This is a genomic window from Pseudomonas sp. G2-4 (assembly GCF_030064125.1).
GTDB lineage: Bacteria > Pseudomonadota > Gammaproteobacteria > Pseudomonadales > Pseudomonadaceae > Aquipseudomonas.
Genome location: NZ_CP125957.1, coordinates 3,848,322 through 3,867,341 on the forward strand (window position 1 = coordinate 3,848,322; position 19,020 = coordinate 3,867,341).

Genomic DNA, 19,020 nt, shown 5'->3' on the forward strand with positions numbered 1-19,020 from the left:
CTTCGCCAAATTTATAGTACTTCCCATCGCCAAAAAGGGTGATTAGGTTTGGCGACCTCAAAGCAGATGTACAACTTTCATTGTGACGCGGCTGAACGAATAATGCAGTTGACTCAAATTCTTTCGGAAGATCCGAAGGAATCTAAAGTATTTGCGAAGCACATGGGGGTGTACACCAAAACGGGCAAACTTACCGCTGCTTATCGCTAAATTTATCAAGACATCCCTCCGTTCGCTTTGGGCTTCCATTAATGAGATAGGGATGTCGGCAACTGTATTTACTACCCTGGCAGGCAGATCTGGACTTTCATGTTTTTATAATGTGCTGTTTTTGCTGCTTTCGAATTGTTGTGGTGTGGAGAATTTCACTGCCCCATGAAAAACTCAGACATGGAATTTAAATCAAAAGGAATAAGCGCATGAAGATGTTGAAATCTGTTTTGTCGGTACTGGCTGTTAGTATTGTGGTGGCGAGTTCAGCGCTGGCAGGTCCTCCAGTAGCTATTACTTTCAAGAATCTTGGAACAGCCGACGCTACGTACAAGATTGTTACAAACAATGAAGCCACGACTAATGCAAATTCGATCCAGAAACCAGTAACTACTGTCAAGGCGGGTGGCGTTGATACTTATACCGTTCAGAGCAATCTCTCACCTATTGCCAACTATGCGAACCTGCGCTACACCATTGGTGGGAAGACTTGCACGTTCCAGGCAACCTTCGTTGGGACAGTCGGCCCATTAGGTTCGACTACTCCAAAATGGAAAAATACGGCAACGCCTAGTGGTGGCGCAGTGTGTACGGCGAAAGTAACGTCGACCAATACCTCCACATACGCCTGGGCTGTTGTGTTTACCATGAAGTAAGGCCCAAGCCGGGCCTAGCGGGGTGGCTGCTTGCGCAGAGGCTGCCTGTGCCACTGGGCCTGCGCCGGTTTTGTTCGTTCGTTCATCGTGAAACATTACAATTTTTCTGAGTGCTGCCGATAATAATTTACTAGTCAGGCATTCAGGGATGGCTGATAACAGGGAGGACATTATCTTGGTCGTTTCAATTAATTCAAATGCATTTTCTGGCTCGCAGGTTTCCAATATGAAGGCGAGCAAAAATGAATCACTAAAGAAAAGTCAGGCAGCAACTGAGAACGCTGATGTTGGCAGTCAGAAAAATACCAGTAGCCTTTCTTCACTCTCCCTGCAGTTGAGTGAGAGTGCCGCGCGTGCGGCGGCAAGGGATTCGAGCTTGAGCAGAAAAGAGCTTAGCGCGAAAGCGAGTGAGCTTTTAAGCAAGATTTCCGGTGATCGTTATTTTGCCAACAAAAAAACCAATGATGCTGAAGTGCCTGATACTCAGGACCCGGGGTTATTGGCACGTGCGAGCAATGCAACACAATTTGTGAATGGCAGTGGTAAAAACCCATTTGCGGGTATGTCGAGCGATCAGCTCTCATTGATCATCTATGATGACAGTGGGAGTTTTACGACTAATGAGCGCCGCGCGGCGTGGAGTGAGTCATACGATCAGGAATATGCCTGGCGGCAGAAAGTTGTTGCCCATTCGATCGCGGAATACAATGAAACTGGAAAACTGACGAATTTCTTTGCTGCAGCACTTGAGCACTACAAGGATTTGCCCGCTATTGAGCAGGCACAATACCCTAATAGTTATGAGGCGAAGTTGCAGGGTTGGATAGCGCTCGATTTCAACTACAAGACCAATACCGTTGAGGGTAAGGGAAGTGCTCAGGACGTGATGGACAAGGTCTTGAATCTCGACAAGGAGACGTTTGATAACGCTGGTGCAGATGCGGTTTGAGCGGCGTAATTTCTGCCCTCTTTTTTCTTTATGCAGTACCGCCAGAGGGCTGGCTGGAAAAGATATGAACTCCCTGAACTGAGGGGCATCGATAACCTTTTCTACTGGCATGAAAACGCTGGCCAGCATCCTGCCAGAGAGGCGTTTTTGACGATGTTGAAGACGGAGTTTAAAGAGTAGCTGCAACACCCTCCCCACAAAAGCTATTGGGGCTGCGCTGAGCGATATCCCGCTGGCCATTCTTGTGCACTCTTGTGGCGAGGGGATTTATCCCCGTTGGGCCGCGAAGCGGCCCCAAAGCTTTCACCTAGGTCCACCTACCAACACAACCCCCGTGGCGAGGGAGCTTGCTCCCGCTGGGTCGCGAAGCGACCCCAACCAAGCTGAACGCGTTCTGCCTGATGCACCGCGGGGGTAGGTTTCAGGGCTGCTGCGCAGCCCAGCGGGAGCAAGCTCCCTCGCCACGGGTCCTCATCAGCCTTGCCTGTCAGCGCACGACTGAAAATGTTACATAGTTGAAGGGATAGTCCTAAACCGCACCATGACACGGAGTCTGCTTTGGAACTAGCACCACCGTTTATCCTCCATGAAACGAGCCATTGGACAGTCAACCATCACTTGGCCTCCGCCCTGCCCGGCTACCTCATGCTCGGCTCCAAGGCTCACGTGAACTCACTGGCCCAACTGCCCACACCCGCGCTAGCAGAGCTGGGCGGCCTGATGGCACACATCCAGAGCGTCCTTGAAACACAGCTCAACCCCAAATGGCTTTACATCAGCCGATTCGGCCACGACCCGCGCTACCCCATCCACTTCCATTTCATTCCGGTGTACGACTGGGTCGAGGCATTGTTTTGGAAAGATACGCGGTACAGGCTGCTGGAGACTTTTGGGAGCCAAGGGAATGCCCGGACATTGACCGACGGCGCGGAGCTGACGTTGTTCATTTGGCGGGAGTTTGGCGAGAGCCCGACGCCGCCAACCATTCAGGGGCCGTCAATTGAGCAAGTCATTGAAAGATTGCGTCAGTCATTCAAATCAGCTGTACCAGTCACATGAAAATCAAAACATCATTCGTCGCTCTACTCAGCATTTTGTCATTCATCCAAACGTCGGTCTCCTTCGCGGGCAACGCCAATGGGAAAACGCTCTATCTTCAGCGATGTGCCGTGTGCCATGGCGCGGACATCAAGGGAACAGGACCGTTGGCCAAGAAGAGCAACCCTCCAACCCCTGACCTTACGACACCCGCCTTCAAGAAACGACTGACCGATTACCCGGGTGTGATTGTCTCTTCAATCATACTTCGCCCAAATGGAAACCTGATTCCAAGGACCTTGAAAGAGAATGGCGTGAAGATCCCGCCGCACCCTTGGAGCGTCAAGGACCTGCGCGATCTACATCAATACATGAGTGACGTCATTTCAAATAAATGATCTTGCAATCAAAGACGAGTGCAGAGTCCAAGGTTCATTATTAGGTACAAAAACTATTGGGCTGCGCTGAGCGGTATCTCGCCGACCATTCTTGTGGCGAGGGGATTTATCCCCGTTGGGCCGCGGAGCGGCCCCAAAGCTCACAACTCGGTCCACCGACCCACACAACCCCCGTGGCGAGGGAGCTTGCTCCCGCTGGGTCGCGAAGCGACCCCAACCAAGCTGAACGCGTTCTGCCTGATGCACCGCGGGGGTAGGTTTCAGGGCTGCTGCGCAGCCCAGCGGGAGCAAGCTCCCTCGCCACGGGTCCTCATCAGCCTTGCCTGTCAGCGCACGACTGAAAAATGTTGAAGGAACGGGCCTAACCGCACTACGAGATATGCTCAAACCGGCGTGATCCGACTGTTCCTACAGAAGCTGAAACCGTCGGTTCGTTTCCACATAGAAGTCTCACGATTCCTACAAAGCTCTCGGAATCTCTCACCTTGTCCGCCTTGGCGGCCCAAATTTATAGTCATTCCCGTCGCCCCAAATGGCGATCAGGTTTGGCGACCTGGGATCAAGTGCAAAAGTACTGCGTTTTTTGCGAAGGCTTTGGCACACTTGCACGGCTGCCCGTTACGGCAGTTGTGCGCGGGAGACCTTCGGGTCTGCCGGTTTTCGATCCCGGTTCGCCAACCTGCGTGCAACTGCCACCCAATTGTTTGGCGACGATTGAGTGGTTAAAACCTCATTAGATCGGAGTTTCAAACATGGAAAGGTATGTTCCCATCACCGGCATCGACTGCACCCCCGCTTCCCTGCTCATCGATACCCAAGCCCCGCTTGACGTGCTGCACGCAACCGCTGATTACCGGATCCGCGTGGTGACCCAGGTACTAGAAAACATCGCGTTTCGCTCCGAGATCGCCAGCGACACGGTAGTGCTTTCGGACTTCGCACAGCTTTTGGTCATTCCGTTACGCGATGGGTGTGATTTGCTGGAGGTGATTGGTAGGCGACTTCAGGCGCATGTCGAAAGCTAGTGGAACGACGGGCACCTGAGAGCGCCCGTTTTCATGCAACTGCAGCATACGAATAGCACCTACCGCCAGCCAGAGCGACACCATCAGCGAGACGATGCATTAAGAGAGCCAAAGTGATTCTTGATGCCCTGAGAGGTAAATGACATGAGCGACAAATTCAACCCTGAGGATATGCCGGTCCTTAGCCTCAGCACTACAGCAAATAAATCAGTCTCCTTTTTTGTCCCCGAAACACCGACAGAGGCCGCAAATGCAGCCTCTCGGAGCGTCTGGCTAAACCGCCTTTCGCGTAACCACACAGCTGCGACGGCGCCTCTCACGGTGAGCAACCTCAAAAATCAACAGTAGCCGACACCTTCAGCGTACGCGGTGCCCCTTGGGTCAAATAACCACCATTAGCCGAGGCCCAGTAGTTTTCGTCGGCAACGTTCTCCAGCATCGCGTTGAAGGTCATCCCGCGGCCATCCATTTTCGTCCGATAGCGTGCGCCCAGGTCGACGCGGGTCCAGGCGGGGATGCTGTATTCGTTGGCGCTGTCAACGAACTGGCCGCCGGTGCGCAGTAGCAGGCCGTTCAGGCTCGCCCCGGGCAAGCCGGGCACATCCCAGTCGGCACCCAGATTGAACTGGAATTTCGGCACACCCACCGCCTGGTTGCCATCGTCGCGGCCGCCGGTGGTGCCGCTAAGTTCGGCTTTGGTCCAGGTGGCGCCGCTCAGCAGGCGCAGGCCGTCCAGCGGCTCGCCGAACAGGCTCAGCTCCACGCCGCGATTGCGCTGCTCGGCATCCACTCGGTAGTAGCCATCGCCGCCGAGCACGCCCTGCGGCTGCTCGATGCGGAACAGGCTGAGGCTGCCGCCGAAGGTGCCCCAGTCGAGCTTGGCGCCCACCTCGGTCTGCTTGGAGCGATAGGGCGCGAACATCTCGCCGTTGTTGAGCGCGGCGGCCGGCGCGGTCGGCCCCTGCTGCAGAGACTCGACGCGGTTGGCATAGAGCGACAGGTACTCGGTGGGCTTGATCACCAGGCCATAGGCCGGCGTGGTGATGCTTTCCTGATAGCTGGAGGTGCGGGCACCGCTGGCCGCGCTCCAGGCATCGGCGCCGATGGACTGGCGGCGCACGCCCAGGGTCAGCAGCACGCGGTCATCGAGCAAGCCCAGGGTGTCGGACACCGCCAGGCTGCGGTTCTGCACCTTGGCGGTGGTGTCCGGGTCGTGGATATCGCCGGAGACGCTGGTGGCCGGCGGCTCGGCGACGGGCTGGCCCTCATACAGATTGCCGAAGCCGCGACTGCCCGCCGCGGTGGACTCGAACGCGTTGCGCTTTTCCTGCCAGATGCCGTTGGCGGCCAGGTTGATGCGGTGGCTCACCGGCCCGGTCGTGAGTTCGCCGCGCAGCCCGGTGACGGCGCTCAGGGTCTCCTGGTCCAGCGGCGAATAGAGGCGGCCGATACGGGCGTCGCCATTTGCGCCGTAGACGTAGTTGGAAGCGTAGACACCGTTCTCCCGCGTGTATTTGCCGCCTGCGCTCAGGTAGGCGGTCCAAGTGGGCGACAGGTCGTACTCGGCGCTGAACATGCCATAGGTGTCTTCGAGCTGCGACCAGCTCCAGGGTTGCGCGTAGTTGTGGTCGGAGTCGGGTGCCGACGGCGTCTTGCCGTTGAGTGTGCTGGTAGGCCCCGTCGTGGTGAGGTAGACCACCGAGCGCCCCTCATTGACCCGTTGCTTCTGGTAACCGAGGTCCGCAGACAGTCGCAGACGATCACCGCGGTAGTCCAGACCGAGGGTGGCCAGACTGAAGCGCGAGTGCTCATCGTCCACCGCGGTCTCGCCCTCGCGCTGGGCCAGGTTCACCCGCACGCCGAAGCGGTTGTCCTCGCCGAAGCGCTGGCCCAGGTCGAGGTGTCCGCCCACTCGGCTATCGCTGGCATAGTCCAGGGTGGCGCTGCGCGTGGGGGTGTCCTCGGCACGCTTGGAGACCACGTTGATCGCCCCGCCGACACCGCTGCCCGACGGCGACACACCATTGATGAAGGCGCTGGCCCCCTTGAACACCTCGACCCGCTCGACCGACTCGGTGGAGATGATCTGTCGCGGCAGAATGCCGTACAGCCCGTTGAAGGCAATATCGTCGCTGAACAGCTGGAACCCGCGCACGACGAACACCTGGGAGAAGTTGCCGAAGCCGAACGACTGACGCACGCCCGGATCGCTGGCCAGCACATCGGCCAGGGTCTGCGCCTGGCGCGTCTCAATCAGCTCGGAGGTGTAGCTGGAGAAGGCGAAGGGCACATCTTGCATGTCCTGGTTGCCCAGCACGCCAATGCGGGCACCCCGCGCCGTCTGTCCACCGGCGTACTCGGCCGGCAGGTCGACACGGTTTTCGGCGAGCCCGCTGATGGTGGTCGGGGCCAGCTCCAACACGCCCTGCTCGGGCAGTGGCGCCAGGGTGATGGTACCGTCGTTGCCGGTCTGGAAGGTCAGGCCGCTGCCCTCCAACAACCGCTGCAGGCCGTCAACCACTGAATAGTCGCCCTTAAGCGCCTGCGCCACGCCGCTGCCACGGGTCAGGCCGGCGTCATAGAGCAGACGCACGTCGGCCTGCTCGGCGAAATCGATGAGCGCCGCGTCGAGCCGCTGGGCAGGCACGTCGAGCTCGACGGCTTGCGCCTGTGCGGCAGCAATGGCCAGGGGAAGAACGGCTAGCGCCGCGAGGAAGGGGGTCGACCGCATGCTGGTGTCCTTGACTATCAATACGAAGAAGTCGCATTTGCAAGAACAGAAGACGAAGGCGACGATGATTTCTGAACCGTCGCCGCCCAAATATTTTCTGTTTTCTTGAAGGCCCAGGCGCGGCACGGGTCTCAGCGGCGTGAGGTAACCAGAATCAAACCCGGCAGGTGCACCAGACGCACAGGCAAGGTGGTTTCGACAGCCCTTAACACCGCCTCAGGATCGTCAAGGGCGAACACGCCGGTCACCTGTACCGCGCGAGCGGCTTCGTCGACAAACAGCACCCGCGCAGACTGGCTGCGCTCAAGCTCGGCGAACACTTGCTCCAGCGGCTGGTCGCGGAAGACCAGTTTGCCGCGCTGCCAGCTCAAGCGCTGACGCGCATCCAATGCCTGCGGTGCCTGCAGTTCCCCGCCGCGCCACTGCACTTGCTGCCCGCCGACCACCGGCAGCGGCTCGCGCCCCTCACTGGAGGCCAACACGCGGCCCTCGCTTACCGCGAGGTCGACACCGCCCTCCTCCAGACGCACATCAAAGCGCGTGCCGGTGACGCGGATGCGTGCCTCGCCAGCACTGACTGTGAACGGCCGGGCCGGGTCATGGGCGACCTGGAAATCCGCCTCGCCGCGGTACAACCTGACCTCGCGGCGACCGTCGACAAACTGCCAGTCCAGCGCCGAATCGCCGTTGAGGGTCAACAGCGAACCATCGGCCAGACGCAACTCGCGCACCTCGCCCGGCTGGGTGCTGATATCGGCATACAGGCCAATCCAGGTGCCGCGCGGTAGCCACAGGGCGAGCAACAGCATCGCGGCGCAGGCCAGCGGAGTCGCCCAACGTCGATGGCGACGCATCACGCGCACCTGAGGCTGCTCGGCCGGACGTTCTATCTGGCCGAGCAACGACCACAGCCCTTCCACCTCACGCAACGCCTGCTCGTGCTCGGGCGCCGCCTGGCGCCAAGCCTGCGCGGCATCGCGATCGGCAGCGGTGGCGTGGCCAGAATGCAGCAGCACCTGCCATTGCCGGGCCTGGTCGAGAAGCGAAGGATGAGTCACGGCTGCGGGTCCATCTGCTGCTGGCAGTGTTCGAGGGCCTTCAGGATATAGCGTCCGGCCATGCTTTCCGAGACACCCAGGCGCTCGCCGATCTCACGTTGGGTCAGCCCGTCCAGGCGATTCCACAACAACGCTTGACGCAGATGCGGTGGCAAACCCTGGACCGCGCGCTGCAGTAGCTCCAAGCGCTGGGCGTCGCTTGCCGCTCGCTCCGGACCAGGCTGGGCACTGACCAATTCGATGGAGATCTCCTCCTCGATGGGGCGCGATTTTTGCTGACGGCGGTAGTCAATGATCAGGTTGCGCGCGATGCGATAGAGGAAAGCACGAAGATTGCCGATCTCCTTCCCGGACTCGCGCCGGCGAAAGCGCAGCCAGGTCTCCTGGCGCAGGTCGGCCGCCAGCTCTGCGCACTTCACCTGTCGTGTGAGGAAGCGCAGCAGTTCGCTCGAATGGCTCTCGAACTGGCCGTCGGTGGAATGAGGATCGGATGGCCTGGACACGCAAGCGACTCAAGCGAGGAGGAGTCGCGAGAATATATCAAATGATAATGACTTTCAATCACACCAAAAGCGGACACACACGGGGCGCGGCCCTCCCCCGTAAGAGGTTGAATGTCAAAGGAGAAGGCCTGCCGGACCTCCTGTTGCCAAGCCTCGAATGATCAACCTGCCGCAACCCGGCATCAGGAGATCAAGCCCAGCGTCAATGCCTTCAGGGTCGCGGCAGCTCGGGTCGAGCATTCCAATTTGCGAAATATGCTTTCCATGTGTGTGCGAACGGTGCTCGGACTGATGTCCAGCAATCGCGCCACCTGCTTGTTACTGGCGCCCCGGCTGATTTCCAGGAGCACATGACACTCCCGTGCGGTGAGTAACGAACTTTTCGGCTGATGGGTCCGGCGCTCGCCACGTGCAGCGGCGATCACCGCTTCGCAAACAGCCTTGTCGAACAAGCCACTGGCGGCATCCTGCTCCAGCTGTCTGGCCGCTTCCGATTCGTCATAGGCCGTCCTCCATGGCCTGGCTTCCCTGAGTGCGACCCAGGCTACGGAGGTGGCGAACAGTCGATGCTCGGCACACAGGGCATCCCCCATCACGCCTCGAAAGTAGCCACTGCCGTTGAGCCGTTCGTAGGCATGGGCGGCAATCTGCGCAGACCCGGCCAGTTCGCTGATAGGCCTCAGCGCCTGTTGCGTCCAGTAGGGAACCAGGTGCACCCGCTCCGCCGCGCTGTAAGGAAGCGCCCCGGCGGTGTTCCAGAGTTGGTTGGAAACGGCTGCCCGACCGAGGCCGTAAACGAGCGCTGCCTTGCCGAGCGCTGTCAGGGTCGGTTCACCTAGCCCCCACAAGCGTGCAGCTTCCATGGCGACATGTGCCACCCGCCGCGAATGCCCCGCCAGCCAGGGTAGCTTCAAGTCAATCACGTCCCCCACCAATGTCAGCGAGACGGAACGTTCGGCCTCCCCATGGGCAGGGTTTTCAGAGTGGCCTTCCAGGTCTGCCAGCCACGCCCTGGCGTTATCCATGAGCAACGACGCGAGGGATGCGGGGTAGCGCCGATCCGACTGGTCGCGGATCCAGCGCAGCGCTGCGTCCAGGCCATGTGCTCGGCTGAGAATATCCAGATCACCTGCAAGCACCACCTGATAGGCGACCTCCGGAATGTGTTCATGGGTCAAGCCCAGCGGCCGGCCAGTCCCATCGTAGGTTTCGAATACACGGCACAAGCCTGCTTCGACAGCGGCCCCCAGTTCGAGGGTTTTCGCGACTTCGCCAGAGACCTCGCAGTGCACCACGGCCAGCGGTCTCGCCTGATGCACCGCGTTCATGGCCTCTTTGCTCAGGGTCAGGTCGAGCATCGCGCGGCGGCCATCGACGTCATCACCGAGCAGATCCGCAAACCCTTCGGCGTTGGCAGTGCAGCCGGACCAGCGCAGCAAGGCGACCTGCTCCGCTACCCTCAGGTGCTCGCCATCGCCGTGTGAGGCCTGTGCCAACCTGCGCGCCAGTGCGGCAACGCGTCGGGAATGCCCAAGTGGCTGGCCCATGCTGAGGTCCCCGACCTGGCCGATCGCCCGCAGCGCTCCGCTCAATGAAATGTCCAGTTGCAACGCACTATCCATGAAAAATGCCTTGGGTCGGATAAATGACCGATGCCCACGAAGCAGGCCAGTCAGCAGAATTGAGCTCCCACACAGGAGTTCATCCAATGAAAACACTCAGATCAAAAGCCGTCACCGTCGCCTTCGCCCTTGCAAGCACATTGGCCGCGGGTGTCAGCCAGGCCCAAGATACAACGCCTTCGGTGGTAATCGTACACGGCGCATTCGCCGACGGCTCCGATTGGGCCAAGGTCGTGCCGCTTCTCCAGGCCAAGGGGGTTGCCGTTTCGGTCGTGCAAAACCCGCTCACCTCGCTTGCCGACGATGTCGCCGCTACGCAAAGAACGCTGAACAATCAGCCGGGCCCTGTCGTGCTGGTCGGTCACTCCTGGGGCGGCACCGTGATTACCCAGGCCGGCAGCGACAAGAAAGTCCGCGCCCTGGTATACGTCGCCGCCTTCGCCCCCGATGCCGGTCAAACCAGCGGCGAACAAGGCAAAGGTGCACCCACGCCCCCGGGCATCAGTCAGATCAAGGCTGACGGCAACGGTTTCCTCTACTTGACCCCAGAAGGCATGGCCAAGGACTTCGCCCAGGATCTTCCAGCGGCACAGACCGCCGTGATGACTGCGACGCAAGGCCCCATCAAGGCATCCGCGTTCGAGGACAAAACGACCGTCTCTGCCTGGAAGACCAAACCGTCCTGGTACCTGCTCGCCACCGAGGACCGGATGATCCATCCCGATGTCCAGCGTTCTGCCGCCAAGCGTATCGGCGCCACCCTGACGGAGCTGCACACCAGCCATGTGCCCCAGCAGTCGCAGCCAGCCGAAGTGGCCAAGGTGATTCTCGAGGCAGTGAAAAACGTCAGCGAGCAGTGATCGCTGCTTCGCAACGCCATTGATAGCCCTGAACTCAACCGCTGCATCGATACGGAACGGACGCATGAATCATCGGCATGATCGAAACTACGACTTCATCGTATGCGGCGCAGGCACGGCGGGCTGCGTGGTTGCTGCCCGTCTTGCCCAACAGGACAACGCACGCGTGTTGTTGATTGAAGCAGGCAACGAATACGCCGGCCCTGAGGTTGTAGAGCCGGCGCAGTGGCCGCTGAACCTCGGTTCGGAGCGCGATTGGGCATTCGAAGGACAACCCAATCCGCACCTCAACGGTCGTCGTCTTTCCTTGAACATGGGCAAGGGACTCGGGGGTGGCTCCAGCATCAACGTGATGGTCTGGGCACGCGGGCATCGATCGGACTGGGATCACTTCGCTGCCGAGTCCGGCGACTCCGCCTGGGGATACGATTCGGTACTGGATTACTACCGGAGGATCGAAAACTGGCAGGGAGTACCGGATGCCGCACGGCGTGGTTCAGGTGGCCCCGTGCATGTCGAGCAGTCGGCGATGCCTCAGCCCCTCGCCTGGGCAACACTGGAAGCGGCCAGTCGTCTGGGGATTCCCCGATATGACAGCCCCAACGGAGCGATGATGGAAGGCCCGGGCGGTGCCGCGATCACCGATCTACGCATCAACCAGGGCAGGCGCGAATCCGTCTACGATTCCTATATCCGGCCACGGCTGCATCAACCGAACCTGACGGTCCTCACCGGCGCACTGGTGGCCCGTGTCCTGCTTAGCGGCACAAAGGCGGTCGGTGTCGAAGTGCTCATCGAAGGGCAACGGCACCGCTTCTACGCCGAGGCCGAAGTCGTCTTGTCCTTGGGCGCGGTGAACACGCCCAAGGTGCTCATGCAATCCGGCATCGGCCCGGAGAGCGAACTGCGCGCCCATGGCATCGTCCCGATCAATCATCTTCAGGGTGTGGGTCAGAATCTGCAGGACCATATTGCCTTTGGCTGTACCTGGGAGTACCTGCAACCCCAGGCTGTCGGCGGCGGCGGTTGTGAAACCACGTTGTACTGGAAAAGCGACAGTCGCCTGGACGCCCCAGACCTGCTGCATTGTCAGCTTGAATTTGCCGTGCCCTCCCCGGCTGAAGTGGGTATCCCGCCACCGCAACAAGGTTGGACGATGTTCGCTGGGCTGGCCAGGCCGATCAGTCGTGGGCGCTTGCGCCTATCGGGCGCCGGGCCGTTGGATGCTCCACTCATTGAGCCGAACTCGCTGAGCGCGCCCGAGGATATGGCGGCGGCGTTTGCGTCCATCGACCTCTGCAGGGCGCTCGGGAACAGCGAAGCCTTCAACGGGCTGGTAAAGCGCGAGGTGGTGCCCGGGCCGAAAGAGCACCGCGCCATGGAGCAGTTCATCCGCCGTTCTGCCGTGTCCTACTGGCATCAGTCCGGCACTGCGAAAATGGGCCGAGATGAGATGTCTGTGGTCGACCATCAACTCCGCGTATATGGCATCGAGAAACTGCGGATCGCGGATGCCTCGATCATGCCGCGAATCACCGTCGGCAACACCATGGCTCCTTGCGTGGTCATTGGCGAGCGGGCAGCGGATCTCGTCCTCGCTGCCCATGGCATGTTCGCTCCGGCCGGTTAAAGTCTAAGCACTAGGGCCTATGCCAACGATGTTGTTCGAATCATCCTGTTCGCCAGTAAAGAAAGCGGCTCCCTCAATATGGTAGACCTTCGGTTCTTCCGAAAAATATTCCTCCAGGCCCATCATGAACAGCCGATGGTCTTCACTCTCTTCGAAACCCGGCGTGTGATCCTCGAGTGATTGCCATCGCACGATCAGGTTGAATTGCTCGGGGGTTTCAATCCCTTGCGCTAGCAAGTGGCCGAGGTAACCCTTTGCGCGGGTGAGCAAAGGAGCGACCTCGGCAAATGCACGTCTGAACATTTCAATGCGTTCTTTGTGAACGGGGAGCAGAGCAATTTCATAAATCATGGCGCACCTCGAAAATGACTGAAACGGTTAAAAGCACGCACTTACGAGATGAGCGACGGCTCGACAGCAATTGCGATTTTTCCTCGGACACCGTTGTTGGGACTCTCCAGCCGGGCATGGGCGAGTGGAATGTCGGCAAGCGAATACACGGCGCCAACATGTGGCCGCAGCTGACCTCGCTCTACCAATGCGCTCAACTCATCGAGCTTGCCGCGGTTCTGTCTTGTGAAAACGAAGTGATAACTCGCATTCTTGCCCCAGGCCTGAACGACGTTTTGCGGCTGTGCAATGTCCACGATCGTGACCACTCGACCAAGTTGTGCGAGCACGTCGGGGCTGCGTGACAATGTGTTGCCGCCGATGGTGTCGAACACAACATCAACGCCGTGGCCACCCGTTTCCCGCATGACGGCGTCAACATAATCTTCTTTTTCGTAGTCGATGATCACATCGGCACCCATGCTGCGTGCGAACTCAGCGTTCGCCTCGCGCACGGTCGTGAATACCTTTGCGCCCATGGCCTTTGCCAACTGGATCGCGACATGACCGACGCCTCCCGCGCCGCCGTGTATCAGAATGCTCTCCCCGACCCTGAGCGCCGCACGCACGATCAGTGCTTCCCATACCGTCCCGCCAACCAAGGTGAGGCTTGCCGCCTCAAGATGGCTCAGCGAGGCAGGCTTCTTCCCGATGATGCTTTCGGCAGCAACGTGGTACTCGGCATAACTGCCTGGCCCGTCGAATATTTGCGGGGTGTACCAGACTTCGTCTCCTGGAGCGAAGGTCGTCACACCTGGCCCAACTGCTTCGACAACGCCCGAAACATCGTGCCCGGTGATGGCCGGCAGTTGCACCAGGTCGGGATAGTCGCCACGTCGAACCTGGTAATCCAACGGATTGATGGAAGTTGCGTGTACCCGGACCAGGACCTGTCCCGCATGTGGCACGGGCTTGGGCACGTCGCGGAGTTCGAACGATTCAGGACCGCCAAATGATTTAAGTATCATCGCTTTCATAGTAAATCCTCGCATCTAGAAAAAGGGATATCGAGATATCTCGATATATTGCGGTAAAAAATTACAGTTCTTTGCCAATGATCTCGGCAAGTGCACTGATGGTTGCTTCATTCCGTTTGTAGTAGGTCCACTGACCGATGCGCCTGACTTCGACCAAGCCCACTCGTTGCAGAGTTGCAAGGTAACCAGACACCGTTGACTGCGACAGTCCGATACCTTCTTGAATACTACTGACGCAGACGCCCACCGTGAGAACGTCACCCTCATCCTGCGGAGGGAAGTTCTTTGCGGGATCCTTCAAGCCTTTCAGGATTTCAAGGCGTGTAGGGTTCGAGAGGGCTTTGAATACTTCGATCAATTCCATGAGCAGAGGATATCGAGATTTAGCGATATGTCAATACTAAATATCGATGCGGTCTTCTGAACCGTCGAGTTTCCATGTGTGTCTCGTACGGCATACTCAAAAGGGAAAGTCTGTCGTACCTGCTGCACATCGGAAATGAACTGCCCACGTTCCATAGGCACAGGTAGGTGACTGATTGCGCACGATGCCATGCTGGAGCCCCCGCCTCCCAACACGCGCATCCTCGACATGAGGTATTCTGCGCCGCGTCAAACACGGTCCTGGCTTGCGGTGCCCAACCGCTCGTCACGACCCTTCGATCGGTCAAAACAAGCGCGCATCTGGAGTTCTGCATGTTGATTGGACACCGGTTCGAGCGCACCGCGCAGGGTGACCTGCTCATCCACTCACGCAACCTGGTGCAGAGCGCATTTGTGCTGTTGGCAGGAACACTGGCCTTCATTTTACCGGTGGCGTTCGCCGTGTTTGTGATCGTTGATGGAGCCGCGCTGATGGCTGACGTGGATCCACTGTCCGCCATATTGATGGTGCTGTTGTGGCTGCTGATTCCTGCCCTTGGCCTGCTCCTGGTGGTGTACACCGGCATCCGCGAGACCTTGGTGTTGTCGCGAGTCGACGGTGATGGCAAGCGCCTCACCCGAAACTTTTTTGGGCGCCGCGAGCGTGTGCATTCGGTCTTCAGAATCGACGACGCCCAGTACCTCGAGCTTCGTCGCCGTCCACACGCTGAGCGAGCCCACACCCAGCTGTGGCTGATGATGCGCGATGGCACCGCGCACCGTCTGACGACCGAGAACGTTCCGGTGGTGCCGGGAAGCCAGCGCACCGACGTATGGCTGCGTGAACTGGCCGACTACCTGAACGTGGCGGTGCCCACCGAGGTCATCGAGGGTTCGGCGGCGGCTGTGAAGGTGCCCTATCGGCCTGCGCCAGCCCCCACCAGCGGTAAGGCGGTGAGGGAAGCCCGGCAGCGCCGGGAAAAGGGAGACACGCCTGCGCCTGAGGCGACCGAGAAACTCGGCATTCCCGCACGTGCCTTGCTCACGCTATTGGGTGCCTTCTTCGCGGTGCTGGAGCTGACTAACATCATTGCCTTGGTGCCGGCGCTGTTTACCGGGCGGTTGCGCGTCAGCGGCTTTCGAACGGGCTCTACAATCTTCTACTGGGCCGAGCAACCATGGAGCTTTGCAGTCAGCTTGCTGGTGGGCATCGTCGTGGGGTTGATCATTGGCGTCATCGCCTGGGGTTGCCTGCGCACGGCGATCCTGGGTCGGATGAGCTCCAATCCCTGAGAGCAGTCAATTTAGCCCGGTGCGCGCAGCGCTTCCGGCCAAGGGCTGGGCGATGTAGTGCTGCCGTCGGGCCGTACCGTGTCGCAATTGGTGGGCAATGCGGTGGCGACAGCCTATCAGCAGGCAGGATACCAAGTGGTGAGCACACCCACGCCGAGCGCCGCCAACGTGAACGTGCGCATTATCGAATACTGGTCGTGGTTCTCTCCAGGCGCGTTCAGCATCGCGGTGAATAACAAGGCCCACCTGAAAGACGCCGCGCCACTGGAGGTTATTTCCGGCGCACGCGACAGCATGCAACTGGCCACAGACAGCGATTGGAAGAAGATCAACGAGCAGGGCCTCAGCGCCATCGTGGCCGAGACAAGCAAACAACTGGGCAAGCCTAAGCCTTAAGGCGGCATCCAGTCCTGGGCGCCAGAATCAACCCGCCATGATCGGTTCGTGACGGTCTATCGTCACCCAGACCATTAGCCGTCGCCGTGGCGGATGCAGTCGCAGACATCAACGCGACGGCTCCGCCCTTCTGCGACGCGCCTCCCCCAACGCCCGGAAAACGCTGCGGCTATCATGTAGCACCCTGTTTATTCCATCAGATTGCGGGGCGAGGCCGCCCCTGCTCGACAGGTTTCAGACTTGAGTCAAATAGCGCTGCGCCACGGCGGACTGTTTGATCTGCGACATAAGACCCTGACGCGCGGTTTGCAGGACGTTCCAGCGTTCGCCTTCTTGCAACGGAGGAATGGTCACCGGTTCACGGCGGTCGAAGCCGACCAGTGCGGCATCGACCAGGTCGTCCACTTCCATGATTTCGCTCAAGGTGTTGATGTCGATACCGGCGCGGTCCCAAATCTCAGTGCGGGTGGCGGCGGGCAATACGGCTTGCACATAAACACCCTGAGGCGAAAGTTCCAGGCTCAGGCCTTGGGAAAGGAACAGCACAAACGCCTTGGTCGCCCCATAGACCGTCATGCCGAGCTCAGGCGCCAGACCCACCACCGATCCAATGTTGATGATCGCGCCCTCACCTGCTTTGGCCAGGCGTGGCGCGATGGCGCTGGCGAGTCGCACCAGCGCCGTGGTGTTGAGCGCCACCAGTTGCGCAATGCTGTCGGTGCTTTGCTCGATGAAGGTGCCGGACTGCCCGGCACCGGCGTTGTTGACGAGGATGCCGATGCGCTCGTCATCCCGCAGACGCGCTTCGACAGTGTGCAGGTCGCTGAGTTGAGTCAAGTCGGCCGCAAGCACCTCAATGGCAACGCTGTGCTTGTCACGCAACCTTGCGGCGAGCGTTTCCAGGCGCGAGTGGTCGCGGGCGACCAGTACCAGGTCATGCCCGCGTTGAGCGAAACGCTCGGCGTAAACCGCGCCGATGCCGGTGGAAGCGCCAGTGATGAGAACGGTAGGACGAGTAGTCATGATGTCAGCTCTTTTCGGGAAAATGGGGGGTGGATGCGCAATCAGAAATCAGGCCCGATTGGCCTGTGCCTGCGTGCAAGGGATAAACAGATTTTGGTCGCTCATGGGTGCTTGTTCCGTGCCCGTTGGTGAATTTCAGATTGCTGGCATTTAGGATGATGATCGAAATCTAAACTGTCAACAACTTTGATTATGGATGACATCTATGTATCATCACCCATGAATTTCCAAGCGGTAACGAGGTATCGAACATGCGAGTGAGCAAGGCCCAGGCCCAGGCAAATCGCGAACATATCGTCCAAACGGCCTCGGCCATATTTCGCGAACGCGGTTTTGACGGCGTCGGCGTGGCCGACTTGATGGCCGCTGCCGGTTTCACCCATGGCGGTTTCTACAAACATTTCGGTTCAAAGGCTGACTTGATGGCTGAGGCCTCGGCCAACAGCCTCACGCAATCGCTGATCAGCGCCGAAGCGCTGAGCATCCAGGATTTCATCGATGTGTATGTGTCCAGGGATCATCGCGACGGACGCGCCACGGGTTGCACCATGGCGGCGTTGTGCGGTGACGCGGCGCGTCAGTCCGGCGATTTGAAGTCAGCGTTCGCTGAGGGCATTGAGCGCATGTTGCAAATGCTCGGCGAAAAATACCCGACCGGGCCGGATGCGCCAGCGGGTGAGGCCAGGGAGAAAATGATCGACCTGCTGGCGCGTGCGGTGGGTGCGATCGTGTTATCGCGCGCCTGTCCTGACGACTCGGCGCTGGCGGATGAAATTCTGGCGGTGTGTCACGCAGAGATGACCGCATCGTTATCTACCAGCAAGTAAGCTCTGCGAAGCCCCTGACATCTCGTGCTGCTATTCAGCAAGCGTTACGGCAGTTTTCGACTCGTCTGATGCCGTCATTGCCAAGCCCTGAACAGAGAGGGAATAGCATCAAGCCATTGGCTCGAACGGCACTGGGTCCCCTGTTCACGCCATCATCAAATCCAGATTCTGCACCGCCGCGCCAGCGGCGCCCTTCCCAAGATTGTCAAATACCGCCGCCAACAGAACCTGTCCCATTTCGTCATTTTCACACACCACCAATCGCAGACCATCAGTCCCGTTAAGCGCCTGGGGATCAAGGTACGTCAACGCTTTAGCCGCCTGCATCGACATCACCTGTACAGAGGGTGCATCGGCGTAGTGCTGCATAAGGCAGGCATGCAAACGCCCCGCATCCACGCCTGGCGCCAACAACCGAAGTTGCAAGGGGATGGTCAGCACGATCCCTTGCCGAAAAGCCCCATAGGCTGGCACGAACATCGGCCGCTCCGTCAAACCGCTGTGCTGCTGTATTTCCGGAATATGTTTGTGTGCCAACCCCAGACCGTAGACCTGGAACGCGGGCGCTTGCGATGCACCCTCCCCCTCATGCTCCTGCACGCCGGCGCGCCCTTTTCCGGAGTAACCCGACACGGCATGAATGTTCATCGGGTAGTCCGTAGGCACAAGCCCAGCCTCCAGCAGTGGACGCAGCAGCCCTATCGCTCCCGTGGGATAGCAACCGGGATTGCTGACACGCCGCGCCGTGGCGATTCGTCCGGCCTGCTGCGAGTTCATCTCCGGGAAACCATAGACCCAGTCTGGCTGGGTACGGTGCGCGGAGCTTGCATCGATCACGCGGACAGCAGGATTGGCGATGCTCGCTACAGCGTCGCGGGCAGCGGGGTCGGGCAAGCAGAGAATCGCGATGTCGCAGTCATTGATGATTTCCGCGCGGCGTTGCGGATCCTTGCGATGTTCGGGGCTGAGCGTGACGAGCCGCAGATCGGTCCGGTTGCGTAGGCGCTGATGGATCTGCAACCCGGTAGTGCCTTGGTCGCCGTCGATGAATACATGAGGAATTGCCATGGA

19 protein-coding genes and 1 pseudogene are annotated in these 19,020 nt (G+C 59.4%); 11 read left to right on the forward strand and 9 right to left on the reverse strand.

Annotated features, from left to right (window positions below; all coding sequences use genetic code 11):
- The first annotated feature begins 419 nt into the window (after nucleotides 1-419).
- From QNH97_RS16710 to QNH97_RS16735, 6 genes and pseudogenes are all read left to right on the forward strand, one after another.
- Nucleotides 420-866, forward strand: a complete 447-nt coding sequence (locus QNH97_RS16710) for a hypothetical protein (RefSeq protein ID WP_283552999.1) — start codon at nucleotides 420-422, stop codon at nucleotides 864-866.
- 148 nt (nucleotides 867-1,014) lie between these two features.
- Nucleotides 1,015-1,815 carry a hypothetical protein gene (locus QNH97_RS16715; RefSeq protein ID WP_283553000.1) on the forward strand — a complete coding sequence of 267 codons (801 nt, stop codon included), beginning with the start codon at nucleotides 1,015-1,017 and terminating at the stop codon, nucleotides 1,813-1,815.
- Nucleotides 1,816-1,839: 24 nt separating this feature from the next.
- A pseudogene (locus tag QNH97_RS16720) lies at nucleotides 1,840-1,995 on the forward strand (LysR family transcriptional regulator); the annotation flags it as partial.
- A gap of 378 nt (nucleotides 1,996-2,373) precedes the next feature.
- A complete protein-coding gene (locus QNH97_RS16725) occupies nucleotides 2,374-2,874 on the forward strand; it encodes an HIT family protein (RefSeq protein WP_283553001.1) in 501 nt (166 codons plus the stop codon).
- A complete protein-coding gene (locus tag QNH97_RS16730) occupies nucleotides 2,871-3,251 on the forward strand; it encodes a c-type cytochrome (protein WP_283553002.1) in 381 nt (126 codons plus the stop codon). Before QNH97_RS16725 ends, QNH97_RS16730 begins: the two co-directional genes overlap by 4 nt.
- A 752-nt stretch (nucleotides 3,252-4,003) precedes the next feature.
- Complete coding sequence (locus tag QNH97_RS16735; RefSeq protein ID WP_283553003.1) at nucleotides 4,004-4,276, forward strand: hypothetical protein; 273 nt, start codon at nucleotides 4,004-4,006, stop codon at nucleotides 4,274-4,276.
- Nucleotides 4,277-4,607: 331 nt separating this feature from the next.
- Here the strand turns inward: QNH97_RS16735 and QNH97_RS16740 are convergent, their stop codons facing one another.
- The 4 genes from QNH97_RS16740 to QNH97_RS16755 all read right to left on the reverse strand — a co-directional run bounded on the left by QNH97_RS16740 (nucleotide 4,608) and on the right by QNH97_RS16755 (nucleotide 10,190).
- A complete protein-coding gene (locus QNH97_RS16740; protein WP_283553004.1) occupies nucleotides 4,608-7,007 on the reverse strand; it encodes a TonB-dependent receptor in 2,400 nt (799 codons plus the stop codon).
- Nucleotides 7,008-7,138: 131 nt separating this feature from the next.
- Complete coding sequence (locus QNH97_RS16745; protein ID WP_283553005.1) at nucleotides 7,139-8,065, reverse strand: FecR family protein; 927 nt, start codon at nucleotides 8,063-8,065, stop codon at nucleotides 7,139-7,141.
- On the reverse strand, nucleotides 8,062-8,568 hold the full coding sequence (locus tag QNH97_RS16750; RefSeq protein ID WP_283553006.1) for an RNA polymerase sigma factor: 507 nt from the start codon (nucleotides 8,566-8,568) through the stop codon (nucleotides 8,062-8,064). Before QNH97_RS16750 ends, QNH97_RS16745 begins: the two co-directional genes overlap by 4 nt.
- 182 nt (nucleotides 8,569-8,750) lie before the next feature.
- On the reverse strand, nucleotides 8,751-10,190 hold the full coding sequence (locus QNH97_RS16755; RefSeq protein WP_283553007.1) for an HD domain-containing phosphohydrolase: 1,440 nt from the start codon (nucleotides 10,188-10,190) through the stop codon (nucleotides 8,751-8,753).
- A gap of 86 nt (nucleotides 10,191-10,276) precedes the next feature.
- Here QNH97_RS16755 and QNH97_RS16760 point away from each other — a divergent pair, with 86 nt between their 5' ends.
- Nucleotides 10,277-11,050 (forward strand): alpha/beta hydrolase, encoded by a 774-nt coding sequence (locus QNH97_RS16760; RefSeq protein ID WP_283553008.1) that lies wholly within the window; start codon nucleotides 10,277-10,279, stop codon nucleotides 11,048-11,050.
- 64 nt (nucleotides 11,051-11,114) lie between these two features.
- A complete protein-coding gene (locus QNH97_RS16765; protein ID WP_283553009.1) occupies nucleotides 11,115-12,680 on the forward strand; it encodes a GMC family oxidoreductase in 1,566 nt (521 codons plus the stop codon).
- Nucleotides 12,681-12,683: 3 nt separating this feature from the next.
- Here QNH97_RS16765 and QNH97_RS16770 read toward each other — a convergent pair whose 3' ends face one another.
- The 3 genes from QNH97_RS16770 to QNH97_RS16780 form a co-directional block, all read right to left on the reverse strand.
- Nucleotides 12,684-13,031 carry an antibiotic biosynthesis monooxygenase family protein gene (locus QNH97_RS16770; RefSeq protein WP_283553010.1) on the reverse strand — a complete coding sequence of 116 codons (348 nt, stop codon included), beginning with the start codon at nucleotides 13,029-13,031 and terminating at the stop codon, nucleotides 12,684-12,686.
- A gap of 41 nt (nucleotides 13,032-13,072) precedes the next feature.
- A complete protein-coding gene (locus QNH97_RS16775; protein ID WP_283553011.1) occupies nucleotides 13,073-14,047 on the reverse strand; it encodes a zinc-dependent alcohol dehydrogenase family protein in 975 nt (324 codons plus the stop codon).
- 61 nt (nucleotides 14,048-14,108) lie between these two features.
- Nucleotides 14,109-14,411, reverse strand: coding sequence for an ArsR/SmtB family transcription factor (locus tag QNH97_RS16780; protein ID WP_283553012.1), 303 nt, complete (start codon nucleotides 14,409-14,411; stop codon nucleotides 14,109-14,111).
- Nucleotides 14,412-14,743: 332 nt separating this feature from the next.
- Between QNH97_RS16780 and QNH97_RS16785 the strand changes: the two genes are divergently transcribed.
- Complete coding sequence (locus QNH97_RS16785; protein ID WP_283553013.1) at nucleotides 14,744-15,703, forward strand: hypothetical protein; 960 nt, start codon at nucleotides 14,744-14,746, stop codon at nucleotides 15,701-15,703.
- 57 nt (nucleotides 15,704-15,760) lie between these two features.
- Nucleotides 15,761-16,099 (forward strand): hypothetical protein, encoded by a 339-nt coding sequence (locus tag QNH97_RS16790; protein ID WP_283553014.1) that lies wholly within the window; start codon nucleotides 15,761-15,763, stop codon nucleotides 16,097-16,099.
- 234 nt (nucleotides 16,100-16,333) lie between these two features.
- Here the strand turns inward: QNH97_RS16790 and QNH97_RS16795 are convergent, their stop codons facing one another.
- Nucleotides 16,334-17,122 (reverse strand): SDR family NAD(P)-dependent oxidoreductase, encoded by a 789-nt coding sequence (locus QNH97_RS16795; protein WP_283553015.1) that lies wholly within the window; start codon nucleotides 17,120-17,122, stop codon nucleotides 16,334-16,336.
- 251 nt (nucleotides 17,123-17,373) lie between these two features.
- Here QNH97_RS16795 and QNH97_RS16800 point away from each other — a divergent pair, with 251 nt between their 5' ends.
- Entirely contained in the window at nucleotides 17,374-17,949 is a 576-nt protein-coding gene (locus QNH97_RS16800) for a TetR/AcrR family transcriptional regulator (protein WP_283553016.1), read from the forward strand.
- 144 nt (nucleotides 17,950-18,093) lie between these two features.
- Here the strand turns inward: QNH97_RS16800 and argC are convergent, their stop codons facing one another.
- The gene (gene argC / locus QNH97_RS16805; RefSeq protein WP_283553017.1) at nucleotides 18,094-19,017 is read right to left on the reverse strand and encodes an N-acetyl-gamma-glutamyl-phosphate reductase; all 924 of its coding nucleotides are present in this window, start codon (nucleotides 19,015-19,017) and stop codon (nucleotides 18,094-18,096) included.
- Between the last annotated feature and the right edge of the window lie 3 nt (nucleotides 19,018-19,020).